21 protein-coding genes are annotated in these 20,142 nt (G+C 62.1%); 10 read left to right on the top strand and 11 right to left on the bottom strand.

Going from position 1 to position 20,142, the window contains the following annotated elements:
• Position 1 precedes the first annotated feature (1 nt).
• The 4 genes from WNZ15_RS11270 to WNZ15_RS11255 all read left to right on the top strand — a co-directional run bounded on the left by WNZ15_RS11270 (position 2) and on the right by WNZ15_RS11255 (position 3,590).
• Positions 2-910: a DUF3445 domain-containing protein gene (locus WNZ15_RS11270; RefSeq protein WP_342893065.1), complete on the top strand. Its 909-nt coding sequence runs from the start codon at positions 2-4 to the stop codon at positions 908-910.
• 100 nt (positions 911-1,010) lie between these two features.
• The gene (locus WNZ15_RS11265; protein ID WP_342893064.1) at positions 1,011-2,390 is read left to right on the top strand and encodes an AarF/ABC1/UbiB kinase family protein; all 1,380 of its coding nucleotides are present in this window, start codon (positions 1,011-1,013) and stop codon (positions 2,388-2,390) included.
• Between the two features lie 144 nt (positions 2,391-2,534).
• On the top strand, positions 2,535-2,816 hold the full coding sequence (locus WNZ15_RS11260) for an aa3-type cytochrome c oxidase subunit IV (RefSeq protein ID WP_342893063.1): 282 nt from the start codon (positions 2,535-2,537) through the stop codon (positions 2,814-2,816).
• Positions 2,817-2,918: 102 nt separating this feature from the next.
• Entirely contained in the window at positions 2,919-3,590 is a 672-nt protein-coding gene (locus tag WNZ15_RS11255) for an RluA family pseudouridine synthase (protein ID WP_342893062.1), read from the top strand.
• A gap of 42 nt (positions 3,591-3,632) precedes the next feature.
• Here the strand turns inward: WNZ15_RS11255 and WNZ15_RS11250 are convergent, their stop codons facing one another.
• The gene (locus tag WNZ15_RS11250; RefSeq protein WP_342893061.1) at positions 3,633-3,905 is read right to left on the bottom strand and encodes a hypothetical protein; all 273 of its coding nucleotides are present in this window, start codon (positions 3,903-3,905) and stop codon (positions 3,633-3,635) included.
• Between the two features lie 269 nt (positions 3,906-4,174).
• Between WNZ15_RS11250 and WNZ15_RS11245 the strand changes: the two genes are divergently transcribed.
• A complete protein-coding gene (locus WNZ15_RS11245; protein WP_342893060.1) occupies positions 4,175-4,426 on the top strand; it encodes a hypothetical protein in 252 nt (83 codons plus the stop codon).
• A 139-nt stretch (positions 4,427-4,565) separates the two neighbouring features.
• Here the strand turns inward: WNZ15_RS11245 and WNZ15_RS11240 are convergent, their stop codons facing one another.
• The gene (locus tag WNZ15_RS11240; RefSeq protein WP_342893059.1) at positions 4,566-5,381 is read right to left on the bottom strand and encodes a tetratricopeptide repeat protein; all 816 of its coding nucleotides are present in this window, start codon (positions 5,379-5,381) and stop codon (positions 4,566-4,568) included.
• A gap of 207 nt (positions 5,382-5,588) precedes the next feature.
• Positions 5,589-5,819, bottom strand: coding sequence for a 30S ribosomal protein S21 (gene rpsU, locus WNZ15_RS11235; protein ID WP_068409696.1), 231 nt, complete (start codon positions 5,817-5,819; stop codon positions 5,589-5,591).
• 407 nt (positions 5,820-6,226) lie between these two features.
• Here rpsU and WNZ15_RS11230 point away from each other — a divergent pair, with 407 nt between their 5' ends.
• Positions 6,227-7,624 carry an MATE family efflux transporter gene (locus WNZ15_RS11230; protein WP_342893058.1) on the top strand — a complete coding sequence of 466 codons (1,398 nt, stop codon included), beginning with the start codon at positions 6,227-6,229 and terminating at the stop codon, positions 7,622-7,624.
• Positions 7,625-7,630: 6 nt separating this feature from the next.
• On the opposite strand, the gene WNZ15_RS11225 is transcribed toward WNZ15_RS11230, so the two are convergent.
• The 3 genes from WNZ15_RS11225 to WNZ15_RS11215 form a co-directional block, all read right to left on the bottom strand.
• Positions 7,631-8,749, bottom strand: coding sequence for a 5-(carboxyamino)imidazole ribonucleotide synthase (locus WNZ15_RS11225; RefSeq protein ID WP_342893057.1), 1,119 nt, complete (start codon positions 8,747-8,749; stop codon positions 7,631-7,633).
• Positions 8,750-8,792: 43 nt separating this feature from the next.
• A complete protein-coding gene (gene purE / locus WNZ15_RS11220) occupies positions 8,793-9,284 on the bottom strand; it encodes a 5-(carboxyamino)imidazole ribonucleotide mutase (protein ID WP_342893056.1) in 492 nt (163 codons plus the stop codon).
• Between the two features lie 143 nt (positions 9,285-9,427).
• The gene (locus WNZ15_RS11215; protein ID WP_342893055.1) at positions 9,428-9,634 is read right to left on the bottom strand and encodes a DUF465 domain-containing protein; all 207 of its coding nucleotides are present in this window, start codon (positions 9,632-9,634) and stop codon (positions 9,428-9,430) included.
• 354 nt (positions 9,635-9,988) lie between these two features.
• Between WNZ15_RS11215 and WNZ15_RS11210 the strand changes: the two genes are divergently transcribed.
• The gene (locus tag WNZ15_RS11210) at positions 9,989-10,168 is read left to right on the top strand and encodes a DUF465 domain-containing protein (protein WP_342893054.1); all 180 of its coding nucleotides are present in this window, start codon (positions 9,989-9,991) and stop codon (positions 10,166-10,168) included.
• Positions 10,169-10,231: 63 nt separating this feature from the next.
• Here WNZ15_RS11210 and WNZ15_RS11205 read toward each other — a convergent pair whose 3' ends face one another.
• Both WNZ15_RS11205 and WNZ15_RS11200 read right to left on the bottom strand, forming a co-directional pair.
• Positions 10,232-11,866: an acyl-CoA synthetase gene (locus tag WNZ15_RS11205; protein ID WP_342893053.1), complete on the bottom strand. Its 1,635-nt coding sequence runs from the start codon at positions 11,864-11,866 to the stop codon at positions 10,232-10,234.
• A gap of 207 nt (positions 11,867-12,073) precedes the next feature.
• Complete coding sequence (locus WNZ15_RS11200; protein WP_342893052.1) at positions 12,074-12,835, bottom strand: sulfite exporter TauE/SafE family protein; 762 nt, start codon at positions 12,833-12,835, stop codon at positions 12,074-12,076.
• A 202-nt stretch (positions 12,836-13,037) separates the two neighbouring features.
• Here WNZ15_RS11200 and WNZ15_RS11195 point away from each other — a divergent pair, with 202 nt between their 5' ends.
• Together WNZ15_RS11195 and WNZ15_RS11190 are read left to right on the top strand one after the other, a co-directional pair.
• On the top strand, positions 13,038-14,945 hold the full coding sequence (locus WNZ15_RS11195; protein ID WP_342893051.1) for a propionyl-CoA synthetase: 1,908 nt from the start codon (positions 13,038-13,040) through the stop codon (positions 14,943-14,945).
• A 134-nt stretch (positions 14,946-15,079) separates the two neighbouring features.
• Entirely contained in the window at positions 15,080-15,871 is a 792-nt protein-coding gene (locus tag WNZ15_RS11190; protein WP_342893050.1) for a 3-oxoacyl-ACP reductase family protein, read from the top strand.
• 58 nt (positions 15,872-15,929) lie between these two features.
• Here the strand turns inward: WNZ15_RS11190 and WNZ15_RS11185 are convergent, their stop codons facing one another.
• Entirely contained in the window at positions 15,930-17,738 is a 1,809-nt protein-coding gene (locus WNZ15_RS11185) for an ABC transporter transmembrane domain-containing protein (RefSeq protein WP_342893049.1), read from the bottom strand.
• Positions 17,739-18,157: 419 nt separating this feature from the next.
• Here WNZ15_RS11185 and rpmE point away from each other — a divergent pair, with 419 nt between their 5' ends.
• Positions 18,158-18,382 (top strand): 50S ribosomal protein L31, encoded by a 225-nt coding sequence (gene rpmE, locus WNZ15_RS11180; protein ID WP_094074805.1) that lies wholly within the window; start codon positions 18,158-18,160, stop codon positions 18,380-18,382.
• Positions 18,383-18,929: 547 nt separating this feature from the next.
• On the opposite strand, the gene WNZ15_RS11175 is transcribed toward rpmE, so the two are convergent.
• Positions 18,930-19,469, bottom strand: a complete 540-nt coding sequence (locus tag WNZ15_RS11175; protein WP_342893048.1) for a DUF1465 family protein — start codon at positions 19,467-19,469, stop codon at positions 18,930-18,932.
• Positions 19,470-19,881: 412 nt separating this feature from the next.
• Complete coding sequence (locus WNZ15_RS11170) at positions 19,882-20,079, bottom strand: DUF1192 domain-containing protein (RefSeq protein WP_342893047.1); 198 nt, start codon at positions 20,077-20,079, stop codon at positions 19,882-19,884.
• Positions 20,080-20,142 lie beyond the last annotated feature (63 nt).

Below are 20,142 nucleotides of genomic sequence, written 5' to 3'. Positions count from 1 at the left end.
CATGCAAAAGCCGGCATCGCCGCCGTTTCGGCACACGCCTTATGATGGCTCGAGCCAGCCTTTCACCGTCGGCCTGAAACCGGTGACGGAGGAGACGTGGCTGGAACCCGATCCCAACCTGACAAGGTATCTTGCGGAGAAGGAACACCTTTTCACAAATGCCCTGGAGACGGTGTTCCGGGCCGAACCGGCGACCGACGCCGCGCAGCGCGAGGTCCTGAACCTTGTTGCCGACAACCTCGAGCGCTTTCACACCGGCAGCCATCGGCTGTCCGGGGGGGCCGTCGAAGTGCTCGAAAGCGGGCAGCGTGTCGGCCTCGAGGAGACGCCGGCGCTTTTGACCGCCTCCCGGCTGGTGCAGGAAGACCTCATCCTCATGCGGCCCGGGCCGGACGGCTACCGTCTTGCCGCGGCTTCCCTGTGTTTTCCCTCCTCCTGGTCGCTGGCGGAAAAATTCGGCCAGTCGATGACGGGCATTCACGACAACGTGCCGGGCTTCAATGGCGGCCGCATGGGCCAGATGGTCGCGCGGATCTTCGACAACATGAAAACGGGGCAACTTGTGGGGCGCTTCAACTGGTCGGTCTACCCGGACGGAGACCTGCATCACCCGCGCCCGAAACAGATCCGTCCGGAAATCTCGGGGAGTGCGCTGGCCCGGTTGTTCCTGCGGGTGGAGCGCCAGACCCTGCGCAGGCTTCCCGGAAGCGGCGATATCCTGTTCACGATCAAGATCCATCATGATCCGCTGGCCGCGCTGGCCGCGTCCGAGGATCGCGCGGAACTCGCCCGGAACCTTCGCCGGCAGCTTCTCGATCTCGATGCGGACCAGCTCGCCTACAAGGGGCTGGTCAGCACGCGCGACGCGCTTGCGGAGGCACTCGACGGGCTTTTCGCCGCAGCGCAATAGCGCCGGCGGATCTGGATTTTACCGCGCTTGTGCATATTTAGGCGAAGAGACAGTTTCGGGTGGCCAAGCACGGCGCCCCGACGACGGAGCCCAGAATCGCATGCCGCAATCCAAAGACCGTGAAAGCAACCGGCTCAGCGCCCGCATGGGGCGTTATGCAAGGGTCGGAACCAATATGGGCGGGATCGCCGCCAAGGTGGCCGGGGCACGTCTGTTCGGGATGGAACTCGACAACGGAAAGAACGCGGCGGAACTGGCCGAAGCGCTGGGGGGGCTCAAGGGGCCGCTGATGAAGGTGGCGCAGCTTCTGTCGACCATTCCCGATGTGCTGCCGCCGGAATACACCACCGAACTCGCCAAACTGCAGGCCAATGCCCCACCGATGGGCTGGGCCTTCGTCAAGCGCCGGATGCGCGCGGAACTCGGCGCGGACTGGCAAGGCCGGTTCGAGGAGTTCGGCCGGGAACCGGCGGCGGCCGCCTCGCTGGGGCAGGTACACCGGGCCACCGGCCATGACGGCCGGGTTCTGGCCTGCAAGCTGCAATATCCGGACATGGCCTCCGCCGTCGAAGCCGATCTCAAGCAATTGCAGATGCTGTTCTCGCTGCACCGGCGCATGAGCCCGGCCATCGACACGCGCGAGATAGCCAAGGAGATCGGCGCCCGGGTCCGCGAAGAGCTGGATTATGTCCGCGAAGCGGCGCATATCGCCATGTACCGGCGTATCCTTGCCGATGCCGACCAGATCCGGGTGCCTGAAGTGGTCGAAGAACTGTCGACCAAACGGCTGCTCACCATGGGCTGGCTGACCGGCCAGCCGTTGCTGGACTACAAGGATCACAGCCAGGAAGACAGGAACCACCTGGCCAGGACGATGTTTCACGCCTGGTGGCATCCGTTCAGTCATTTCGGCGTCATTCACGGCGACCCGCACCTAGGCAATTACACGGTCTTCGAAACGGACGGGGCGCCTGCGGGGATCAATCTTCTGGACTACGGCTGCATCCGGATCTTTCCGGACGGGTTCGTCGAAGGGGTTGTCGATCTCTACCGCGGGCTTCTGGAGGGAGACGAGGCACGGGTGGTGTCCGCCTACGAACGGTGGGGCTTCAAGAACCTCAGCAAGGAAGTGATCGAAATCCTCAATATCTGGGCGCGGTTCATTTACGGACCTCTTCTCACAGACCGGGTGCGGTCGATCGCCGATGGCGTCTCGGCGGCCGAATACGGCCGCAAGGAAGCTTTCCGGGTTCATTCGGCGCTGAAGCAGCTCGGCCCGGTGACGGTGCCCCAGGAATTCGTCTTCATGGACCGGGCGGCCATCGGTCTGGGCGGGGTCTTCCTGCATCTGAGGGCAGAACTGAATTTCTTTCAGCTGTTCAACGAACAGATCGACGGCTTCGATGCGGCGGCCGTCCGCGACCGCCAGCATGAAGTGATGACCGCCGCCGGGCTTGCCGGAACCTCGAATGCTGCCTGAGGACGGACAGGCAGGCCGCAGAAATTGCGATGGCAGTCAAAACGTCGCGCGCGGACGGAGCGAAACGGCGAATCCGGTCATTGCCGAACCGGGGCTCTTTATTGTATGTAGGCTGCCGACTTTGGAATTTCCCTGGGGGACATGATGTCTGACGATAACGCACCCGCAATGGACTATGACGCTCACGAGCAGACCTATGAGGGGTTCATCAACTTCTCCAAGATCGGGACGATCGCGGTCCTGAACATTGTTCTGTGCCTGATCCTGTTCGCTTTTGGCGGCACGGCTGCCACCGTGTTCGGCTGGCTGATGCTGATCGCGACCCTGGTCACGACCGTCGTTGGCCTCGCGCTTGGCGCTTCCGGCTGGATCCCGCCGACGGTGGTGTTTGTCCTGACCGGTATCCTGACAATCCTGGCGGTCTGACAGCCGGGAAAACCGGCTGATTGCTGTCACCGGGACAAGGCGCGGCGCGAGCTGCGCCTTTTTGTTTTGCCTGGCCGTGAGAGATTTCGAAAACCACATGCCATGACCCAGTCCGCACCGTCCGAGTTCGTCTATGCGCCTCCGCTGGAGCCCTATCTTCAGGTTCTGCATGCCGATGACGATCTGCTCGTGGTGGACAAGCCGAGCGGATTGCTGAGTGTTCCGGGCAAGGCTGCCAAGCACGCGGACTGTATTGAATTGCGGGCGCAGCAGCGGTATCCGCAGGCGCGCATCGTGCACCGTCTGGACATGGACACGTCCGGTGTCATGGTGCTGGCCATGAACCCTGCGGCTCTGCGGCATCTGGGGTTGCAGTTCGAGCGCCGGAAAACGCGGAAATCCTATATTGCGGAGATCTGGGGACAGCTTGCAGAAGAAACAGGCGAGGTCGACCTGCCGCTGACCTGCGACTGGCCGAACCGTCCGAAACAGATGGTCAGTCACGAGACGGGAAGACCGGCGCTCACGCGCTGGCAGGTGCTTGAACGCAAGGACCACTGCACCCGGGTGAGGCTGTTTCCCCACACGGGGCGGTCGCATCAGTTGCGCGTTCACATGCTGGCCCTGGGCCATCCGATCCTCGGGGACCGGTTCTACGCCGAAGGCGCGGCCCTGTCGGCATGCGGACGGCTGGCCCTTCACGCGGAAAGCCTGGAACTGCACCATCCGGCGGATGGCGCAAGATGGACATTTGACGCTGAAGTTCCGTTCTGAGCGCCGTAAGAACCGGCGCGGAAACGGCCGTGTGTCTCCGTTCTATGGAGCCGGGGTTTCAAAACCCGGATAAAGCTCGTCCATGCGGCTGCCGCAAATAGTGGCGATGGTTCCGGCTTCCTCCTCGGTCAACGGCTCCGGTTCCTGGTAGGACACGACCGGGGTCATGTCCTCCCCCGATGCCGTGATCCAGGTGTTGACCTTGGTGTCCGCGACCGGAGGCTTGATGCCGCGCAGCCCGGAAAAGGCCTCGATTGCCTTGAGATTGCTGTCCAGGTTCCGGACGAGATCCTCATACTGGACGACATGCAGCATTGCAGGCTGGTTTTCTGGAAATCGTTTTTCTTCAAGGCGGCGATGACGTCCGTGTTCTTCACCCATTCCAGGCAGGATTCGATCACGTTTTGCCGGTTTGAAATCCAGCCCTTCGATTTCTGAGACCTGATGACGTCAAAGACGTTGCGGTAAATGTAGATGCATTTGAGGTCGTTGATCAGATCGGCGATCCTGACCACCCGGGTGAATTCGAGCTTCGGAAACTTGACGGCCCAGATCTCCTTGTTCACCAATCTGGTCGCTTCGTCATGGTGCTGTCTGTAAAACTGCACGGCGCCGACGAGCGCATGTTTGCTGAAGTCTCCCGGCAGATCGAGCCCGGCCATCCAGTAGTCCACGTCGCCGCTGAACACGTTCTTCCACTCAACGGCCTGCCTGTCTTCGTTCTTCTGAATGAGCAGCATTTCCTTGTGCGCGAAGTCGCACAGTTCGGCGATCCGGCGACCCGTGAATTCGTCATAACAAATGCCGTTGTCCGAACTGGTGATCAGACGTTGTAGAAATGTGGTACCGGAGCGGGTGGTCGGGGAAGCAACAAAAAGGGGCGCTGACATGGGACCGTGCTGGCTATGGTCACAGAACCGCGCGACCGGATTCGGGAATCGGGTCTGCGGATGCTAGCACGTTTGGTTCAGGCGATCAGCCGCGGCTGAGGCGGCCCAGACCTTCGCGGGCAATCTGGTTGGAATTGTCCAGCGTCATGGCGCGGGTGTAGTTGCGGCGTGCATCCGTCTTTTTTTCCAGCATTTCCAGCGCAAGGCCCCGGTTGGCCCAGGCAACCGAGGAATCCCGGTCGAGATTGACGGCCATGGACAGGTCGGAGAAGGCGGCATTGGGATCGTTCACGGCCAGATAGGAGATCCCGCGGGCTATGTAGGGCGCGCTGGCCTTCGGATTGAGACCGATGGCGGTGGCGAAATCCTCGATCGCGCGCTGATCCTGTTTCTGGGCCTGATAGATCAGGCCGCGATTGTAGAAGGCGCGCGCGTCGCTGCTGTCACGGGTGATGACGGAATTGAAATCCGCAAGAGCGGCACTGTAGTTGCCCTGCTGGCGATAGATGTTGCCGCGGCCGACATAAGCCACGTCATAATCGGGCTTGATGTTGATCGCGCGGGTGTAATCGGAAACAGCCTGGGGGTTCTGGCCAAGGCGCCGGTAAACCAGAGCCCGGTTGGCGTAGGTCTGATAGGACTGCGGGTTGAGCTGCAGAGCGCGGTTGAAATCTTCCACGGCCTTGTCGAGCTTGCCGGCCTGTCCGTAGGCAATACCGCGCGTGCTGTAGGCGGTCGCGTCCGAAGGATTGGCCTCGATCACCGCTGTCAGCGAAGCAATGTTGGTGGAGGAACCTGCGGAGGTGTTGACCGGGACGTCATTGTAGACCCCCGTCGAATTGCAGGCAGCCAGCATTGTTGCCAGGCCCAGCCCAGTGGCGAGCGGCAGAATTTTGCGCATGCGGCCCATTCGATCCCCTACAGTCAAGCGCTCAGACATGCCGTTCCTCTGCCTTCAATAGGGCGGTAATGTGACTATGCGCCGGCAGCATGGGCCATATCCCTAGCATTCTCCGCAAAACGCCAAAAGCCGACCGGGACTTCGGTCGGCCTGATGACAGTCTTGTCGAGAGTGGCGGCCGGAGCCGCCAGACCCGCTCTAGCCGGATTAACGGCGAGCGGCGGGCTTGCCCGGAAGCAGGCCTTCGCGCTGTGCCCGCTTGCGAGCCAGCTTGCGTGCGCGGCGGATGGCTTCAGCCTTCTCGCGCGCCTTCTTTTCGGACGGCTTTTCAAAATGACCGCGAAGCTTCATTTCACGGAAGATGCCTTCGCGTTGCATCTTTTTTTTCAGCGCCTTCAGCGCCTGATCGACATTGTTGTCGCGAACCAAAACCTGCACGCGTTTTTTCCCGTTCTTAATGTGCCGCGGCCAATCCGCAGCTGGAATGGACTATGATTTAAGCGAGGTCTGCCCGACAAACTTATGTGACTGCTCTGGAAACATGCAGTCAACACTCACCGATGCACCGAGCACTTGCCCGTGTACAGTAACCTGATCGCCGCTGACGCGTCGCTCACTTTGGCCAGCTTGATACCAGAGCAGTTGTGATGTGTCCACAGCCATTCGAAAAGAAACAGGCGAAATCGGGCAATGCCGGGCCGGAACGGTGCGCCGGCACGCTGCCAAGGACGGGGCGCAGATGAGTGTGGACACCACTTCGTATCAGGACTAGAGGTGACTGTCTTACCAGAAGAACCTTTCACACAGAATCCGGCGCGGCCCCGGCTGCATTCCTGGAGGAAACAATGGCGCGACAGCTGTCCAGGGTGTCCGAACCGGCAAAGAACGTTTCGCTGTGGCGCAGCGATATTCTGCCGACCCTGTCGCTCGGGCTGCCGCTCGCGGGTGCCCAACTGGCACAGATGGCCATCAATGCGACCGACGTCCTCATGATCGGACGGTTGGGCGCAGAGGAGCTGGCAGCTTCGGTGCTGGCATTCAACTTCTTCACCTTGCTGTGGTTCTTCGGCATGGGGCTGCTTCAGGCGGTCATCCCCATCGCGGCCCATGCGCGCGGACAGCGCAAGCCGCGAGATCTTCGCCGCGTCGTGCGCATGGGGTTCTGGGTGTCGGTTCTGTTCTGCATTCCGGTCTGGGGAATCCTGTTCTTCATCGAACCCATCCTCCTGATGCTCGGACAGAAACCGGAGCTGGCCGCGCTCGCCGAAGACTACATGCGCTATCTGCAATGGACCATGCTGCCGGGGCTGCTGATCATGGCGATTCGCGGGTTTCTGACCGTGATGGAGCGGACGCAGATCGTGCTGTGGGCGACGATCGCCGGCGCCGTCGTGAACGCGATCCTCGACTATCTGCTGATCTTCGGCGAATTCGGATTTCCAAGACTGGGACTGGCCGGGGCGGGGATCGCCTCTGTCTTCAGTGCCTCCGCAACCTTCCTGTTCCTGATGGGCTACGCGCTGCTGCATCCAAAGCTCAGGCGCTACAACATCATGGGAAGGATCTGGCGGTCGGATTGGCCGGTCATTCTGCGGATCGTCCGGCTCGGCACGCCCATCGCGCTGACGATTGTCGCGGAAGGCTCGTTGTTCACCGCTTCGTCGATCATGATCGGCTGGCTGGGGACCCTGCCGCTCGCCGGTCATGGTATCGCCCTGCAAATCGCGTCGCTTACCTTCATGGTGCCTGTCGGCTTTTCGGTCGCCGCAATGACCCGGGTCAGCCTTGCCGCCGGGCGCGGGGACCATCGGGGTATCGGCCGGGCCGGCTGGGCCGCGCTCTTCGTCACCATGGTGTTCATGAGCTGTTTTGCGGTTCTGTTCTGGACGATCCCCGAAATGCTTGTCGGATTTTATCTGGACCTGGACGATCCGCAGGCCCGCGACGTGCTGCGCTATGGTGTTTCGTTTCTTCTGGTGGCGGCGCTGTTTCAACTGGCCGACGGCGGCCAGATCATCGGTGTCAACAACCTGCGCGGCCTCGGCGACACCACCATCCCGATGTTCTATGCGCTGTTCGGCTATTGGGTGGTCGGCATAAGCCTGTCGCTTGGCCTTGGTTTCGCCGCCGGCTGGGGTGGCGTCGGCGTCTGGTGCGGCCTGGCCGGCGGTCTGGCCTCGGTTGCGGTCCTTGCCAATCTGCGTTTCGCGCGCCGGGAAAAACTGGGGCTGATTATGAGCTGAGTGTGCTCAGCCGGTCTTCGCCGAAACCTGGGCCGAAATCCGGGTCGAAATCCGGTTCACATGGCCCATCTTGCGGCCGGCGCGCGTTTGCGACTTGCCGTAGAGATGCAGCCGCGCTGAAGGATCGGCCAGGACAGCTTCCCAGCCGTCCACGTCGGCACCGATCAGGTTTTCCATGACAGCGTCCGAATGGCGCTCGGCGGTGCCGAGCGGCCAGCCGGCCACCGCGCGGACATGCTGGTCGAATTGTGAACACAGGCATGCATCCTGGGTCCAGTGGCCGGAATTGTGCACCCGTGGCGCGATTTCGTTGACCAGCAGCTTCTCGCCGGTGGCGTCCTTGACGAGAAACATTTCCACGCCCATGACGCCGACATAGTCCAGTCCGGAGACAATCCGCTCGGCCATCGATCGGGCCGCGTGTGCCGTTTCCCGCGAAACGCCGGCGGGCACGGTCGAGGTCTTGAGGATGTGGTCTTCATGATGATTGCGGGCAAGATCGTAGCAGGCCGTGTCGCCGTTGACATCGCGCGCGGCGATCACCGAGACCTCGCAGTCGAAGGAAACGAGATCTTCCAGAACGGCCGGAACGGCGCCCAGCCTGTCGAAGGCTCCCGCCGCGTCGGCAGGCGTGCGGATCATCTGCTGGCCCTTGCCGTCGTAGCCGAAACGCCGGGTCTTCAGAACACCCTTTCCGCCAAAGTCCGCAAGGGCCGTTTCCAGATCCGCCTGGGATGCGATTTCGGCGAATCGGGCGATCGGGACGCCGGCGCCGGACAGGAACCGTTTTTCGAACAGGCGGTCCTGGGCGATTTCCAGCGCGCGCGCACCGGGCCGGACAGGGACCCTGGCATCAAGATATGCCGCCGTCTCTCCGGGGACGTTCTCGAATTCATAGGTGACAACGCCGACCGAGCCCGCAAAGAGATCGAGCGCCTCCATGTCGTCATAGGCCGCGACCGTAAAAGTGGTACAGACCTCGAAGGCTGGGCTGTCGGGATCGGGGCACAATACATGGGTCTTCAGCCCAAGACTGGCGGCCGATTGCGCCAGCATGCGGCCAAGCTGCCCGCCGCCGAGGATCCCGATCGTGTCGCCGGGGCGCAATCGTGACATTTCGCTCATGCCGGACCTTCCTGTTCGAACGGGGACACCTTAGCTGAAGATTCTAGTCGGTGTCCGAAGGGGTTTCCGCAACCGCGGCGGTGCGCTCGGCGCGATACGCGTCCAGGGCGGTCGAGATGTCGGGGTCTGTCAGTGCCAGGACGGCCGCGGCCAGGAGCGCGGCATTGGTGGCGCCGGCCTTGCCGATTGCCAGGGTTCCGACAGGAATCCCGGCCGGCATCTGGACGATCGACAGAAGACTGTCCTCGCCCGACAGGGCCCGGCTCTCGACGGGAACACCGAATACGGGGAGGGAGGTCAGGGCCGCCGTCATTCCCGGGAGGTGGGCGGCACCGCCGGCTCCGGCAATGATGAGCTTGAAACCCTGCGCCTTCGCCCCCTTGGCGAATTCATACATTCTGTCCGGGGTCCGGTGGGCCGACACGATGCGGGACTCGTAGCCGATGCCAAGCTGGGCGAGCGTATCCGCCGCGTGTTTCATTGTCGGCCAGTCCGACTGACTGCCCATGAGGATTGCGACATCCGCTTGTGCCATAGTGCGCTCCATTTATCGGCCGGCCCGGAAGAGCCGCGGAGTATAGGCAGGAGACCGCGCATCGCAAGCGCGAATCTCGGCGGAACCGGCAATTGCGGTTTCGCTTGCGGCGGCGTCCGGTTTTCCGCGTGAACGGAGGGGCGTCAGGCGATGATGTCGGGGAACAACTGGTCTTCGAGAACCGAAATCCGGTCCTTGATCATCAGCTTTCGCTTTTTCAGCCGCTGCAGTTGCAAGGCGTCAAGGTTGGCTGTGGCGGCCAGCGCTTCCACGGCCACGTCAAGATCCCGGTGTTCCTGACGAAGCTGGGCGAGTTCCACCCGCAATGCCTCACTGTCCTGTCGCGCCATTCAAGTTCCCCAAAGCAGGACATCAGTCCTAATGCATTTCAGCGATACCGGGCAAGATAACATCTTTGGCAAGCCTGCGGTTGGTTACCGCCCGGGGCGGTGGATTACAAGCCGGGTAATCACCTGAAAAGTTTCGCCTTGGGAGAAGTTGTGAACTGGCAAATCTTTCATGGGAAATTTTTGAGAGATTTGAGCCTGTTAGCCCGGGGCATTTTTTCAGGGTTTCGTAAGGATAATCGCGGGAATGCATAATTCGTCGACAAATCGCCCGGACTATGTGGAATCAACAATCGACAAGCCCGGAATTTCTATGGCAGCATGATCGTGTTGAGCCAACAGACAGGAGGTTTTTCCATGTCAATGCAGTCGCATCTCTCAGAACTCGAGCGCCGTCACGCGGAAATGGAACGCAGGATTGAAGACGCTCTGTTGCATCCGAGTACTGACTCGCTGGAATTGGCTAACATGAAACGAAAGAAGCTCAAGATCAAGGACGAGATCGAGCGAATACGGCAAGACGTGACGCTTCACTAGGCGGACGGACCTGAGGTTTTTTGAAACGCCGCGCAATGCGCGGCGTCTTTTTGTTTATAGACCCTAAAGCGCCCTGGCCTGTTCGCGCAGCGCGAATTTCTGGATCTTGCCGGTCGACGTCTTGGGCAGGTCGCAGAACACGATCTTCCTGGGGGTCTTGAAGCCCGCGAGATGCTCCCTGCAGAATGCGATGAGATCGTTCTCGCCGGTCTTCGCGTCCTGTCTCAATTCGACAAAGGCGCAGGGTGTCTCGCCCCATTTCTCGTCCGGCCGGGCGACGACCGCCACGGCCTGGACGTCGGGGTGCTTGTAAAGAACCTCCTCTATCTCGATCGAGGAGATGTTTTCGCCGCCGGATATGATGATGTCCTTGGACCGGTCCTTGAGCTGAATGTATCCATCTGGATAGATGACCCCCAGGTCGCCCGAATGAAACCAGCCGCCCCGGAAGGCCTTTTCGGTCGCTTCCGGATTGTTCAGATATCCCTTCATGACCACATTGCCGCGGAACATCACCTCACCGAGGGTCTCGCCGTCCGCCGGGACCGGTTCCAGCGTTTCCGGATCGAGCACGGCCAGGTCTTCCAGCGCGACATAGCGCACGCCCTGCCGTGCCTTCTTCTGTGCCTGCCGGTCGGGCGGAAGATCGTTCCACTCGCGCTTCCAGTCGTTGACGACGGCTGGACCGTAGACCTCGGTCAAACCGTAAAGATGGGTGACGTTGAAGCCGGCGGTCTTCATGGCGGCCAGGACGCTCTCGGGGGGTGGTGCTGCGGCGGTGTAGAATTCCACCACGTGGTCAAGCGTCCGTTTCTGGTCCGCCGGGGCGTTCAGCAGGGTGGACATGATGATCGGTGCGCCGCACAGATGCGTGACCGTTTCGTCCGCGATCAGGTCCCACATGGTTTGCGGGCGGACCCAGCGCAGGCAGACATGGGTCCCGGCCACCAGGGACAGCGACCAGGGAAAGCACCAGCCGTTGCAGTGGAACATCGGCAGGGTCCACAGATAGACCGGATGTTTGGGCATCGCCGCGGTGATCACGTTCGCCTGGGCCAGCAGATAGGCGCCGCGATGATGATAGACCACTCCCTTCGGATTTCCGGTGGTGCCGGACGTGTAATTGAGGGTGATGGCGTCCCATTCGTCGTCCGGAAGCGACCAGGAGAAGTCCGGGTCGCCGGATTGCACGACGTCCTCGTAGTCGAGCGCGCCAAGGCGCTCTCCGTCCTGCGGGAACTCGGGATCCGAATAATCGATCACTTTCGGCGACACCGTTGCGAGCGCCAGGGCTTCCTTGACCACCTTCGCGTATTCCCGGTCGGTGATCAGCACCTTGCAATCGGCATGGTCAAGCTGGAAGGCGATGACCGCCGCGTCGAGACGCGTGTTCATGGAATGCAGCACCGCGCCGGCCATGGGCACGCCGTAGTGCGCCTCCAGCATGGGCGGCACGTTGGACAGCATGACGCTGACCGTATCGTTCCGGGCGATGCCGAGGCTGGCGAGCGCCGACGCGAGCCGGCGCGCCCTGCGGTAAAAAGTGCCGTAGTCGGTCCGTTGGGTGCCGTGCACGATCGCCGTCGTCTCGGGAAAGACATCCGCCGCGCGCGCCAGGAAACTCAGCGGGCTCAACGCGGCATAATTGGCCGTGGTCTTGGCAAGGCCCCGTGTGAAAGGGCTGACTGCGGCATCCATGATCATCCTCCCGAGTGTGTCGCTCCGGTATGAAAACCGGAAATGCCCGCCTTCGCAATTCCTCATTGCGAACAGCGCTGTCGCTGGCCGTTTGTGCCAGAGCGTTTTGATCGTGCCTCATCCGGCCTGGCGGCGCGCCGCCGGGAGCGACCGCGGCAGCGGGGAACGGGTCGTCAGATGGGACCTGATCAACACTCTCTGGCCGTGTTACAGCAGCCCGACCGCGCCGTCATAGGTCAGTTTGGCGCCGATCAGGCCCATGAAGACATAGATGATGGCGTAGAAGGTCTTCACATTGACGATTCGCACCAGCCTGACGCCGATGAGGGTCGCAACGAGAGCGACCGGAAACAGGGTCACGGATGTGGACAGATTGGTCGTGTCGAACTGGCCCAGGTAGAAATAGGGCACGAGCTTGATCGCGTTCACCGTGGCAAAAAAGATCACCGCCGTCCCGGCAAAGAGCACAGGCGCCATCCGCAGCGGCAGTGTGTACATCTGGTAGGGCGGGCCGCCGGTGTGGCTGATGAAACTGGTGAAACCGGCGACGGTTCCCCAGAACAGGCCCTTCGGCACGTTGTGGCTGCTGGCGTGCACGGCCTTGCGCTGCTTGAAGACGTAATCCGCGACAAAGGCGAGCGACATCAAGCCGATCAGGAAGAGCACAACGGTATCGCGGACATAGGCGGCGGTTGCCCAGCCGATGCTGATGCCCAGGACGGCGGCGGGCAGCAACAGGGAAAGGCATTTCCAGTCGGCTTGTCCGCGGTAGGCGAGAAGGGCGACCACGTCCATCACGATCAGGATCGGCAGCATGATGCCGGCTGCCTGCAGCGGTGAGATGACCAGGGCCATGATGGGAACGCCCAGCATGGCGAAGGTGCCGCCGAACCCGCCCTTCGACAGGCCGACGAAAAAGACCGCCGGAATGGCGGCTGCGTAAAACCAGGGATCGGTAATGGGGGTCATGGCCGGAATGGGTGTGAGGGGACACTGGGAAGACCGGCAGACAATCACGTTGCAAGGTTTACGTAAAGTCCCGACCTCCTAATTGCCTAAGGCGGGAGGCTTGCTTTTTCAGGTTCGCTTACAGCACTCTATGCAGCAAAAGTCTGGACGGCGTACGGGAGACGCCCGGTGGACGTCCGCGCGGTGATTGGGAGGATTGGTCATGGCAAGCCGGTATCGCGAGACCTATGAGAGCTGGAAGCAGGATCCATCGGGATTCTGGGAGTCGGCCGCCGACGAAATCGACTGGATTTCGACAACCGACAAGGTGTTCGATCCGGATCAGGGCCGATACGGCAGCTGGTTCCCGGACTGGGAATGCAACACCTGCTACAATTGCCTCGACCGGCACGTGGAGCGGGGACGGCCCGGACAGCCCGCCCTGATCTACGACAGCCCGATCACCGGCAAGACCGCAACCTACACCTATTTTGAGCTTCTGGAAGAAGTCGAAGCCCTGGCCTGTGTCCTCGATGACCTCGGGCTGCGCAGGGGCGACCGCGCGATCATCTACATGCCGATGATCCCGCAGGCGGTGATGGCCATGCTGGCCTGCGCCCGGCTTGGCATCATCCATTCCGTGGTGTTCGGCGGGTTCGCCGCGAACGAGCTGGCCACCCGCATCGACGACGCGACACCGAAGGCGATCATCGCCGCTTCCTGCGGCATCGAACCGGGCCGGGTGATTGCCTACAAGCCGCTGATCGACCGGGCGATCGAGCTGGCGTCGCACAAGCCGGAAAGCTGTCTTGTGTTTCAGCGCGAAGAGCAGCTTGCGGATCTGGTGGCCGGCCGGGACCACGATCTCGGCGCCCTGCAGGCGGACGCGATCGCCGCGGGCCGGAGGATCGCACCGGTCCCGGTCAGGGCGACGGACCCGCTCTATATTCTCTACACCTCCGGAACGACCGGTCAGCCCAAAGGCGTCGTGCGCGACAATGGCGGCCATATGGTCGCGCTGAAATGGTCGATGAAGAACCTTTACGACGTCCAGCCGGGCGAGGTGTTCTGGGCTGCTTCCGATGTCGGCTGGGTGGTCGGCCATTCCTATATCTGCTACGCGCCGCTGCTGCATGGCTGCACCACGATCCTGTTCGAGGGCAAGCCCGTCGGCACGCCGGACGCCGGTGTGTTCTGGCGTGTGATCGCCGATCACAACGTGGTGTCGCTGTTCACGGCGCCGACCGCCTTCCGGGCGATTCGCAAGGAGGATCCGACGGGCGCGTTGATCGGCCAATACGATCTCTCCCAGCTCCGTTCGCTGTTCCTGGCGGGCGAGCGCGCGGATCCCGAAACGGTCAACTGGGCGATCGAGCAACTGCAGGTGCCGGTCATCGACCACTGGTGGCAGACGGAGACCGGCTGGTGCATTGTCGGCAATCCGCTCGGTCTCGGCCAGTTGCCGGTGAAGCCCGGCTCGCCGACAGTGCCGATGCCCGGCTACGATGTGCAGGTGCTGGACGATGCCGGCCATCCGCTGGGGCCGAACACGCTCGGCAACATCGTGATCAAGCTGCCGCTGCCGCCGGGGGCGCTGCCGACACTTTGGAATGCGGACGAGCGGTTCTTCGAATCCTATCTCGCCGACTTCCCGGGCTACTACAAGACCGCGGACGCGGGGATCATCGACGACGACGGCTATCTCTCGATCATGGCCCGGACCGACGACATCATCAATGTCGCCGGTCACCGTCTGTCGACCGGGGGCATGGAGGAAGTGCTGGCCACCCATCCGGACGTGGCGGAATGTGCCGTGATCGGCATCGCCGACAAGCTCAAGGGGCAGCTTCCCTGTGGATTCGTCGTGTTGAAGTCGGGCGCGGAACGATCCCATGAGGATATCGAGAAGGAACTGGTGAGACTGGTGCGCGAGAAGATCGGCCCGGTGGCCGCCTTCAAGATCGCGATCACGGTCGACCGCTTGCCGAAAACCCGGTCGGGCAAGATCCTGCGGGGCACGATGCGTCAGATAGCCGACGGCGAGACCTACAAGATGCCTGCCACGATCGACGACCCTGCGATCCTCGATGAAATCAGCGATGCCTTGAAAACACACGGAATTTTCGTCTGATAAATGACGTGACCCTGCCGGTGGCCGATATCGGCCATCGACATGGCGGGTTTTGCAAATTAATGTCGGGCCGCCGCAGCGCGGCCCGTGCCAATGGCGCGGCACGTTCATAATCCAGCAGCCGTGAGGGTTCCGTGTCTTTGGAGAATAAGGTCGCCATCATTACCGGCGCAGCCCGTGGAATCGGGTTTGCCGTTGCCAGGCGTTTCGTCGAGGACGGCGCGAAAGTCGTCATTGCCGATGTGGACGATGACGCCGGTGAGGCCGCTGCCGCGGATCTGAAAGGCCTGGGCGAGGCCATGTATGTGCATTGCAATGTCGCCGAGCGCCTTGACGTGCGCAATCTGGTTGCCGCGACCCTGAACGCCCATGGCGACATCGACGTTCTGGTCAACAATGCCGGTATCGTCGCGGGCGCCGACTTTCTGGACCTCGAGGAAGAGGATTTCGATCGAGTCCTGTCCGTCAATCTCAAGGGCGCCTTCCTGTGCTCGCAGGCGGTCGCGCGGCACATGGTCGAGAAGGTGGAGGGCGGCGGCGAGCCGGGCTGCATCATCAACATGTCCTCGATCAATTCGGTGCTCGCCATCCCGAATCAAATTCCGTACTGCGTCTCCAAGGGCGGGATGTCGCAATTGACCAAGACAAGCGCGCTGTCGCTGGCGCAATACGGCATCCGCGTGAATGCCATCGGTCCGGGTTCGATCATGACGGACATGCTGGCCTCGGTGAACAGCGACCCGGCCGCGAAGAACCGGATCATGTCGCGCACTCCGATGCTGCGGATCGGCGAGCCGGCCGAAATTGCCGGCGTGGCCGCGTTCCTGGCGTCAAGCGACGCCAGCTACGTCACCGGGCAGACGATTTTTGCCGATGGCGGCCGCATGCCGCTCAACTACACGGTCGCGGTTCCCGACGAGGACTGAGTTCGCGGTTGCCGCGTTCCGCGGGCCGTTGCCCCGGCTTCACGCCGGGGATGCCGGTTCAGACCGTCTCGGCCGCCTGTTCGGCGCCGAACTGAAGCCGGGCGAGCTTGGCATAAAGCCCGCCGGCGGCGCTGAGTTCGGCGTGGGTGCCGGTTTCGGCGATCCGGCCATCTTCCATGACGACGATCCTGTCCGCCTTGAGGACGGTTGCCAGCCGGTGGGCGATCACCAGCGTGGTGCGGCCTTCCATCAGCTGATCGAGAGCGGATTGGACAAGCCGCTCGCTTTCCGCGTCCAGGGCGCTGGTGGCCTCGTCAAGCAGCAGGACGGGTGCATCCTTCAAAACGGCGCGGGCGATCGCGATCCGCTGACGCTGGCCGCCGGACAGGGTGATGCCGCGTTCGCCGACCATCGTGTCGTAGCCGTTCGCCATCGCTTCGATGAACGGGGCGGCGAGCGCGGCGCGGGCGGCGGCAACAATCTCGTCGCGGCTTGCGTCGGGCCGCCCGTAGGCGATGTTCTCGGCAATGCTGGCGCCGAAGATCGCGGTGTCCTGGGGAACGATGGCGATATGCCGGCGCAGGTCCCGGGGATCGAGCCGGGTCAGGCCGACGCCGTTCAGGCGGATCTCGCCGGTGTCGGGATCGTAGTAGCGCAGCAGCAGGCTGAACAGGGTCGACTTGCCGGCGCCGGAGGGACCGACAACCGCGACGGTCTCTCCCGGAGCTACGGTCAGGTCCAGCTCCTGCACCACCGGCATGTGCCGGGCGTTGCGATAGGCGAAGGAAACGCGGTCGAAGACGATTTCACCGCGCGGCTTTTCCGGCAAGGGGGCCGGAGAAGCCGGCGCGCCGATTTCCGGCTGGATCTCGAGGAGTTCGGACAGGCGTTCCGCGGCGCCCGCCGCCTGGGACAGCTCGCCCCAGACCTCGGACAGGGCGGCAAGGGACCCGGCGGCCAGAATGGAATAGAGCAGGAACTGGCTGAGTTCGCCGCCGGTGATGCGGCCGGCGAACACGTCGCTCGCGCCGATCCACAGAACCGCGACGATGCTGCCGCCGATGACCATGAGCGCAAAGCCGGTCAGGGCGGCGCGGGCGACGATCGCCTTGCGCGCGGCCTGGAAGGCTTGCTCGACGGCGCTGGCGTAGTGGCCCGCACTTCTGGCCTCATGGGTGAAGGCCTGAAGGGTTCTGACCGAACCCAACATCTCGCTGGCATAGGCGGATGCGTCGGCAAGGGTGTCCTGCGCGAAGCGGGACCGTTTGCGTACCTGCCGGCCGAAACCCAGAATGGGAACAAGAATGACCGGGATCGCGGCCAGAACGATCACGGACAGGCGCGGGCTCGTGACGACCATCATGACCGCCGCGCCGGCGAACATGATCAGGTTGCGCATCGCCAGCGAGGCGCTGGCGCCGAAGGCGGCCTTGATCTGGGTCGTGTCCGCGGTCAGCCGGGACAGGATCTCTCCGGACCGGGCGCTGTCGTAGAAGGCCGGGCTGAGCTGGGTCATGTGGGCGAAAACGTCGGTCCGGACTTCGGAGACCACCCGTTCGCCGAGCCACATGACCAGGAAATAGCGGATCGAGCTGGCCAGCGCGAGGGCGCAGACGACCACGATCAGCACGGCGAAATAGGAATTCACCAGTGCGGGATCGTCGGCGCCGAAGCCGTAGTCGATCATTCTGCGGACGGCCGCCGGCAGCAACAGGGTTATGATCGCAGCGGAAAACAGTGCGGCGATGGCGGCTGCCACCATGAGCTTGTGCCGGAGCAGGTAGGGCAGCAGCCGGGTCAGCGGCCGCAGCGATCCGCGTGCCGGGTTCGGGGTGGACGGCTGATCTGATAGTGGGGCGTCGGCCACAGGGCTCTCCTCGTCGTTCTTTCTCCGTCTTTAGCACGTTCATGTCCGCACTCAATGGCCGAGGCAGGCCTGCGTTCAATTGTCCGCTGACCGGACGCTCTACGCCTGAGCGCGAACAGCCAGGGCCAGTCCGGTCGCCGGAGCGGGCGCTGCAGAGACCGCTTCCGCCCGCCTGCGGGCCTGTCATGTTCCACCGAGGCGGCGGCCCTTGGCCCGACCCTGGTTCGTCTGCCGAGGACAGGTCCAAATTGGAGGATTTAGCCCCTTGTCTTGCCCGCTTCCTTGGGGTATATCCCCGCCTCATGTTTCTGAAGGCGGCGTCCGTGCGCGGACCGGCGGCCTTCATTTCGTTTCGCGTTGACCTGACGGTTTTTCCGGATTTTCGGAAAGCCGCTGTGAAGCGCCTGAGAGGACCGGCCATGAAAGCGGATATCCATCCCGACTACCACACCATCAAGGTCGTCATGACCGATGGGACCGAATACACCACCCGCTCCACCTATGGATCGGAAGGCGACACCCTGACGCTCGACATCGATCCGACGTCCCATCCGGCATGGACCGGCGGTGACCGTCAGTTGATGGACCGCGGCGGCCGCGTGTCCCGCTTCAAGAACAAGTTCGCAGGCTTCCTGGGTTCCTGAACCTTCGAAACGCGACAGTTCAACACGAAAGACCCGGCCTCGCGGCCGGGTTTTTTGTTTGACGGCGACGGGCTTCAGTTCTCTCCCAGCGGCCATGGCCGGTCGTCCCTGCTGGCGTCATGGACGGGACGATTGACCTCCCGCACCGCAGAGATCAGGCACGGGTGTGATGTATCCGTCCGATGACAGCCCGCCTTTCGTCTCGAATGGCGCTGCTTTGCAGGAAAAAGGCGCGGGACCCGGCAAGCAAAAAGCCGCCCGGGGGGCGGCTCAGCTTGCTGACAAACTCTCAGTTGGTCCTTCCGGACAAGTGCAGCGACGCTGCGCGCTGATCCGGGACCCAGCGTGTCAGCGCGAGCGCAAGCGAGCACAAAACCAAACAAGGCTCTGAAATTTTGGATAAAGACGCGCCTGCGGCGCGAAGTAACCGCTGGATCCCGGCTCTGGCCATGCAGCTTTCGCTGCAGACCGGCCGGAATAACCCGGTGAGTTTGTCTGCAGTCAGAGCCGCCCGGGGGCGGCTTCGCAATTCGATGACCCGGTCAGCTCAGGCGAGCTTGCCGAAAGCTGCGTGCAGCTTGCTGATCTGGGAGGCCACCGGATTGTCGTTGTTGGCCTCTTCCACCGGTTCCTCGGACTTGCGGTACAGCATCGTGTCGAGATGAACAATGCGCTCCTGAAGCCGGGTGGACCGTTCGATCAGCTCGCGCAGGTTTTCCGGAAGCTCGTCCCAGGACGGACCGCCTGTTGCGCTTGAGAGCTTGTCGAGGCGCACCTTGTTCTTGTCGCTGCCTGCCTGTTCACGCGACATCTCGCCTTCGTTCACCGCGCGCTGCAGCAGCAGCCATGAGGCAAGCTGCATCAGGCGCGTCGTCAGGCGCATGGACTCGGTTGCATAGGAGAGCGAGGCGGGCCGCGGAAGTTGCTTGGCCTCGTCCCGGCCGCCGCCATCCAGGTACATCGCGGTTTCCTCAACCAGCGACATACCTTCCTGAAACAGGGTCTGGAAGTTGTCGGAGCTGGCAAGATGGTGCGCGATATGCACTGCGCCAATGGGTTCGCCGGCTTTTTTTGTGTCTTCCGTCATTGGATTGCTACGCCTCAGTTACACTTTCCGGTTGACCCGCATCTCTTCCTGAGCTGTCCCGGGATATGACACCCCGTTTCAAGTGTTCCTTTTTGGAACGATGCCGGTCTTCATGCCTGTTATCCAGCAAGGCGCGTGCCAGTCGGATGGAATATGGCGGTTAACCAGAACCCGGACAGGATACTATGAGGCGGGAGCAAAAAAAAGAGCCGCGAAGGGCGGCTCTGAGTCTTTAACAGGGAGGCGTCAAACAGAGTGGACAGGAGCCACTCACATCCAGATGACTGGATATGAAAATTTATACTTTGGAAAGATTAACAAGAAGTAAATGATTAAATTCAGAGCTATGATATTTACCATAGTTGCCGTGTGGATACTGAAATTTCCGCAGATATTGGAATAATTTGGGAGCCTACTTGTCAAAAATGGCGTTCGCCGCATGGCGAATAGTGCCGCGTTGCTCCAGCTCCCCTTGCGTACGTTTAATTTCTCCGGTCAGAGCCTCGATGCGATCTCTCAGGTCGGCCTCTGATAATTGCGAGAGATCTTCTCCGACGGAGATCGCGCCCGTGCCGGGTTTTCTGGGGACATCGTCATCAAATAAGCCCATTGTCTCATTCCCTGGCATGTGTCAGTCAGGTCCCTGACGGGGATGCCTGGTCGCGCCGCCGCC

Source organism: Roseibium sp. AS2 (assembly GCF_038900065.1).
Taxonomy (GTDB): domain Bacteria; phylum Pseudomonadota; class Alphaproteobacteria; order Rhizobiales; family Stappiaceae; genus Roseibium.
This window is presented reverse-complemented; position numbering and strand designations above follow the sequence as displayed.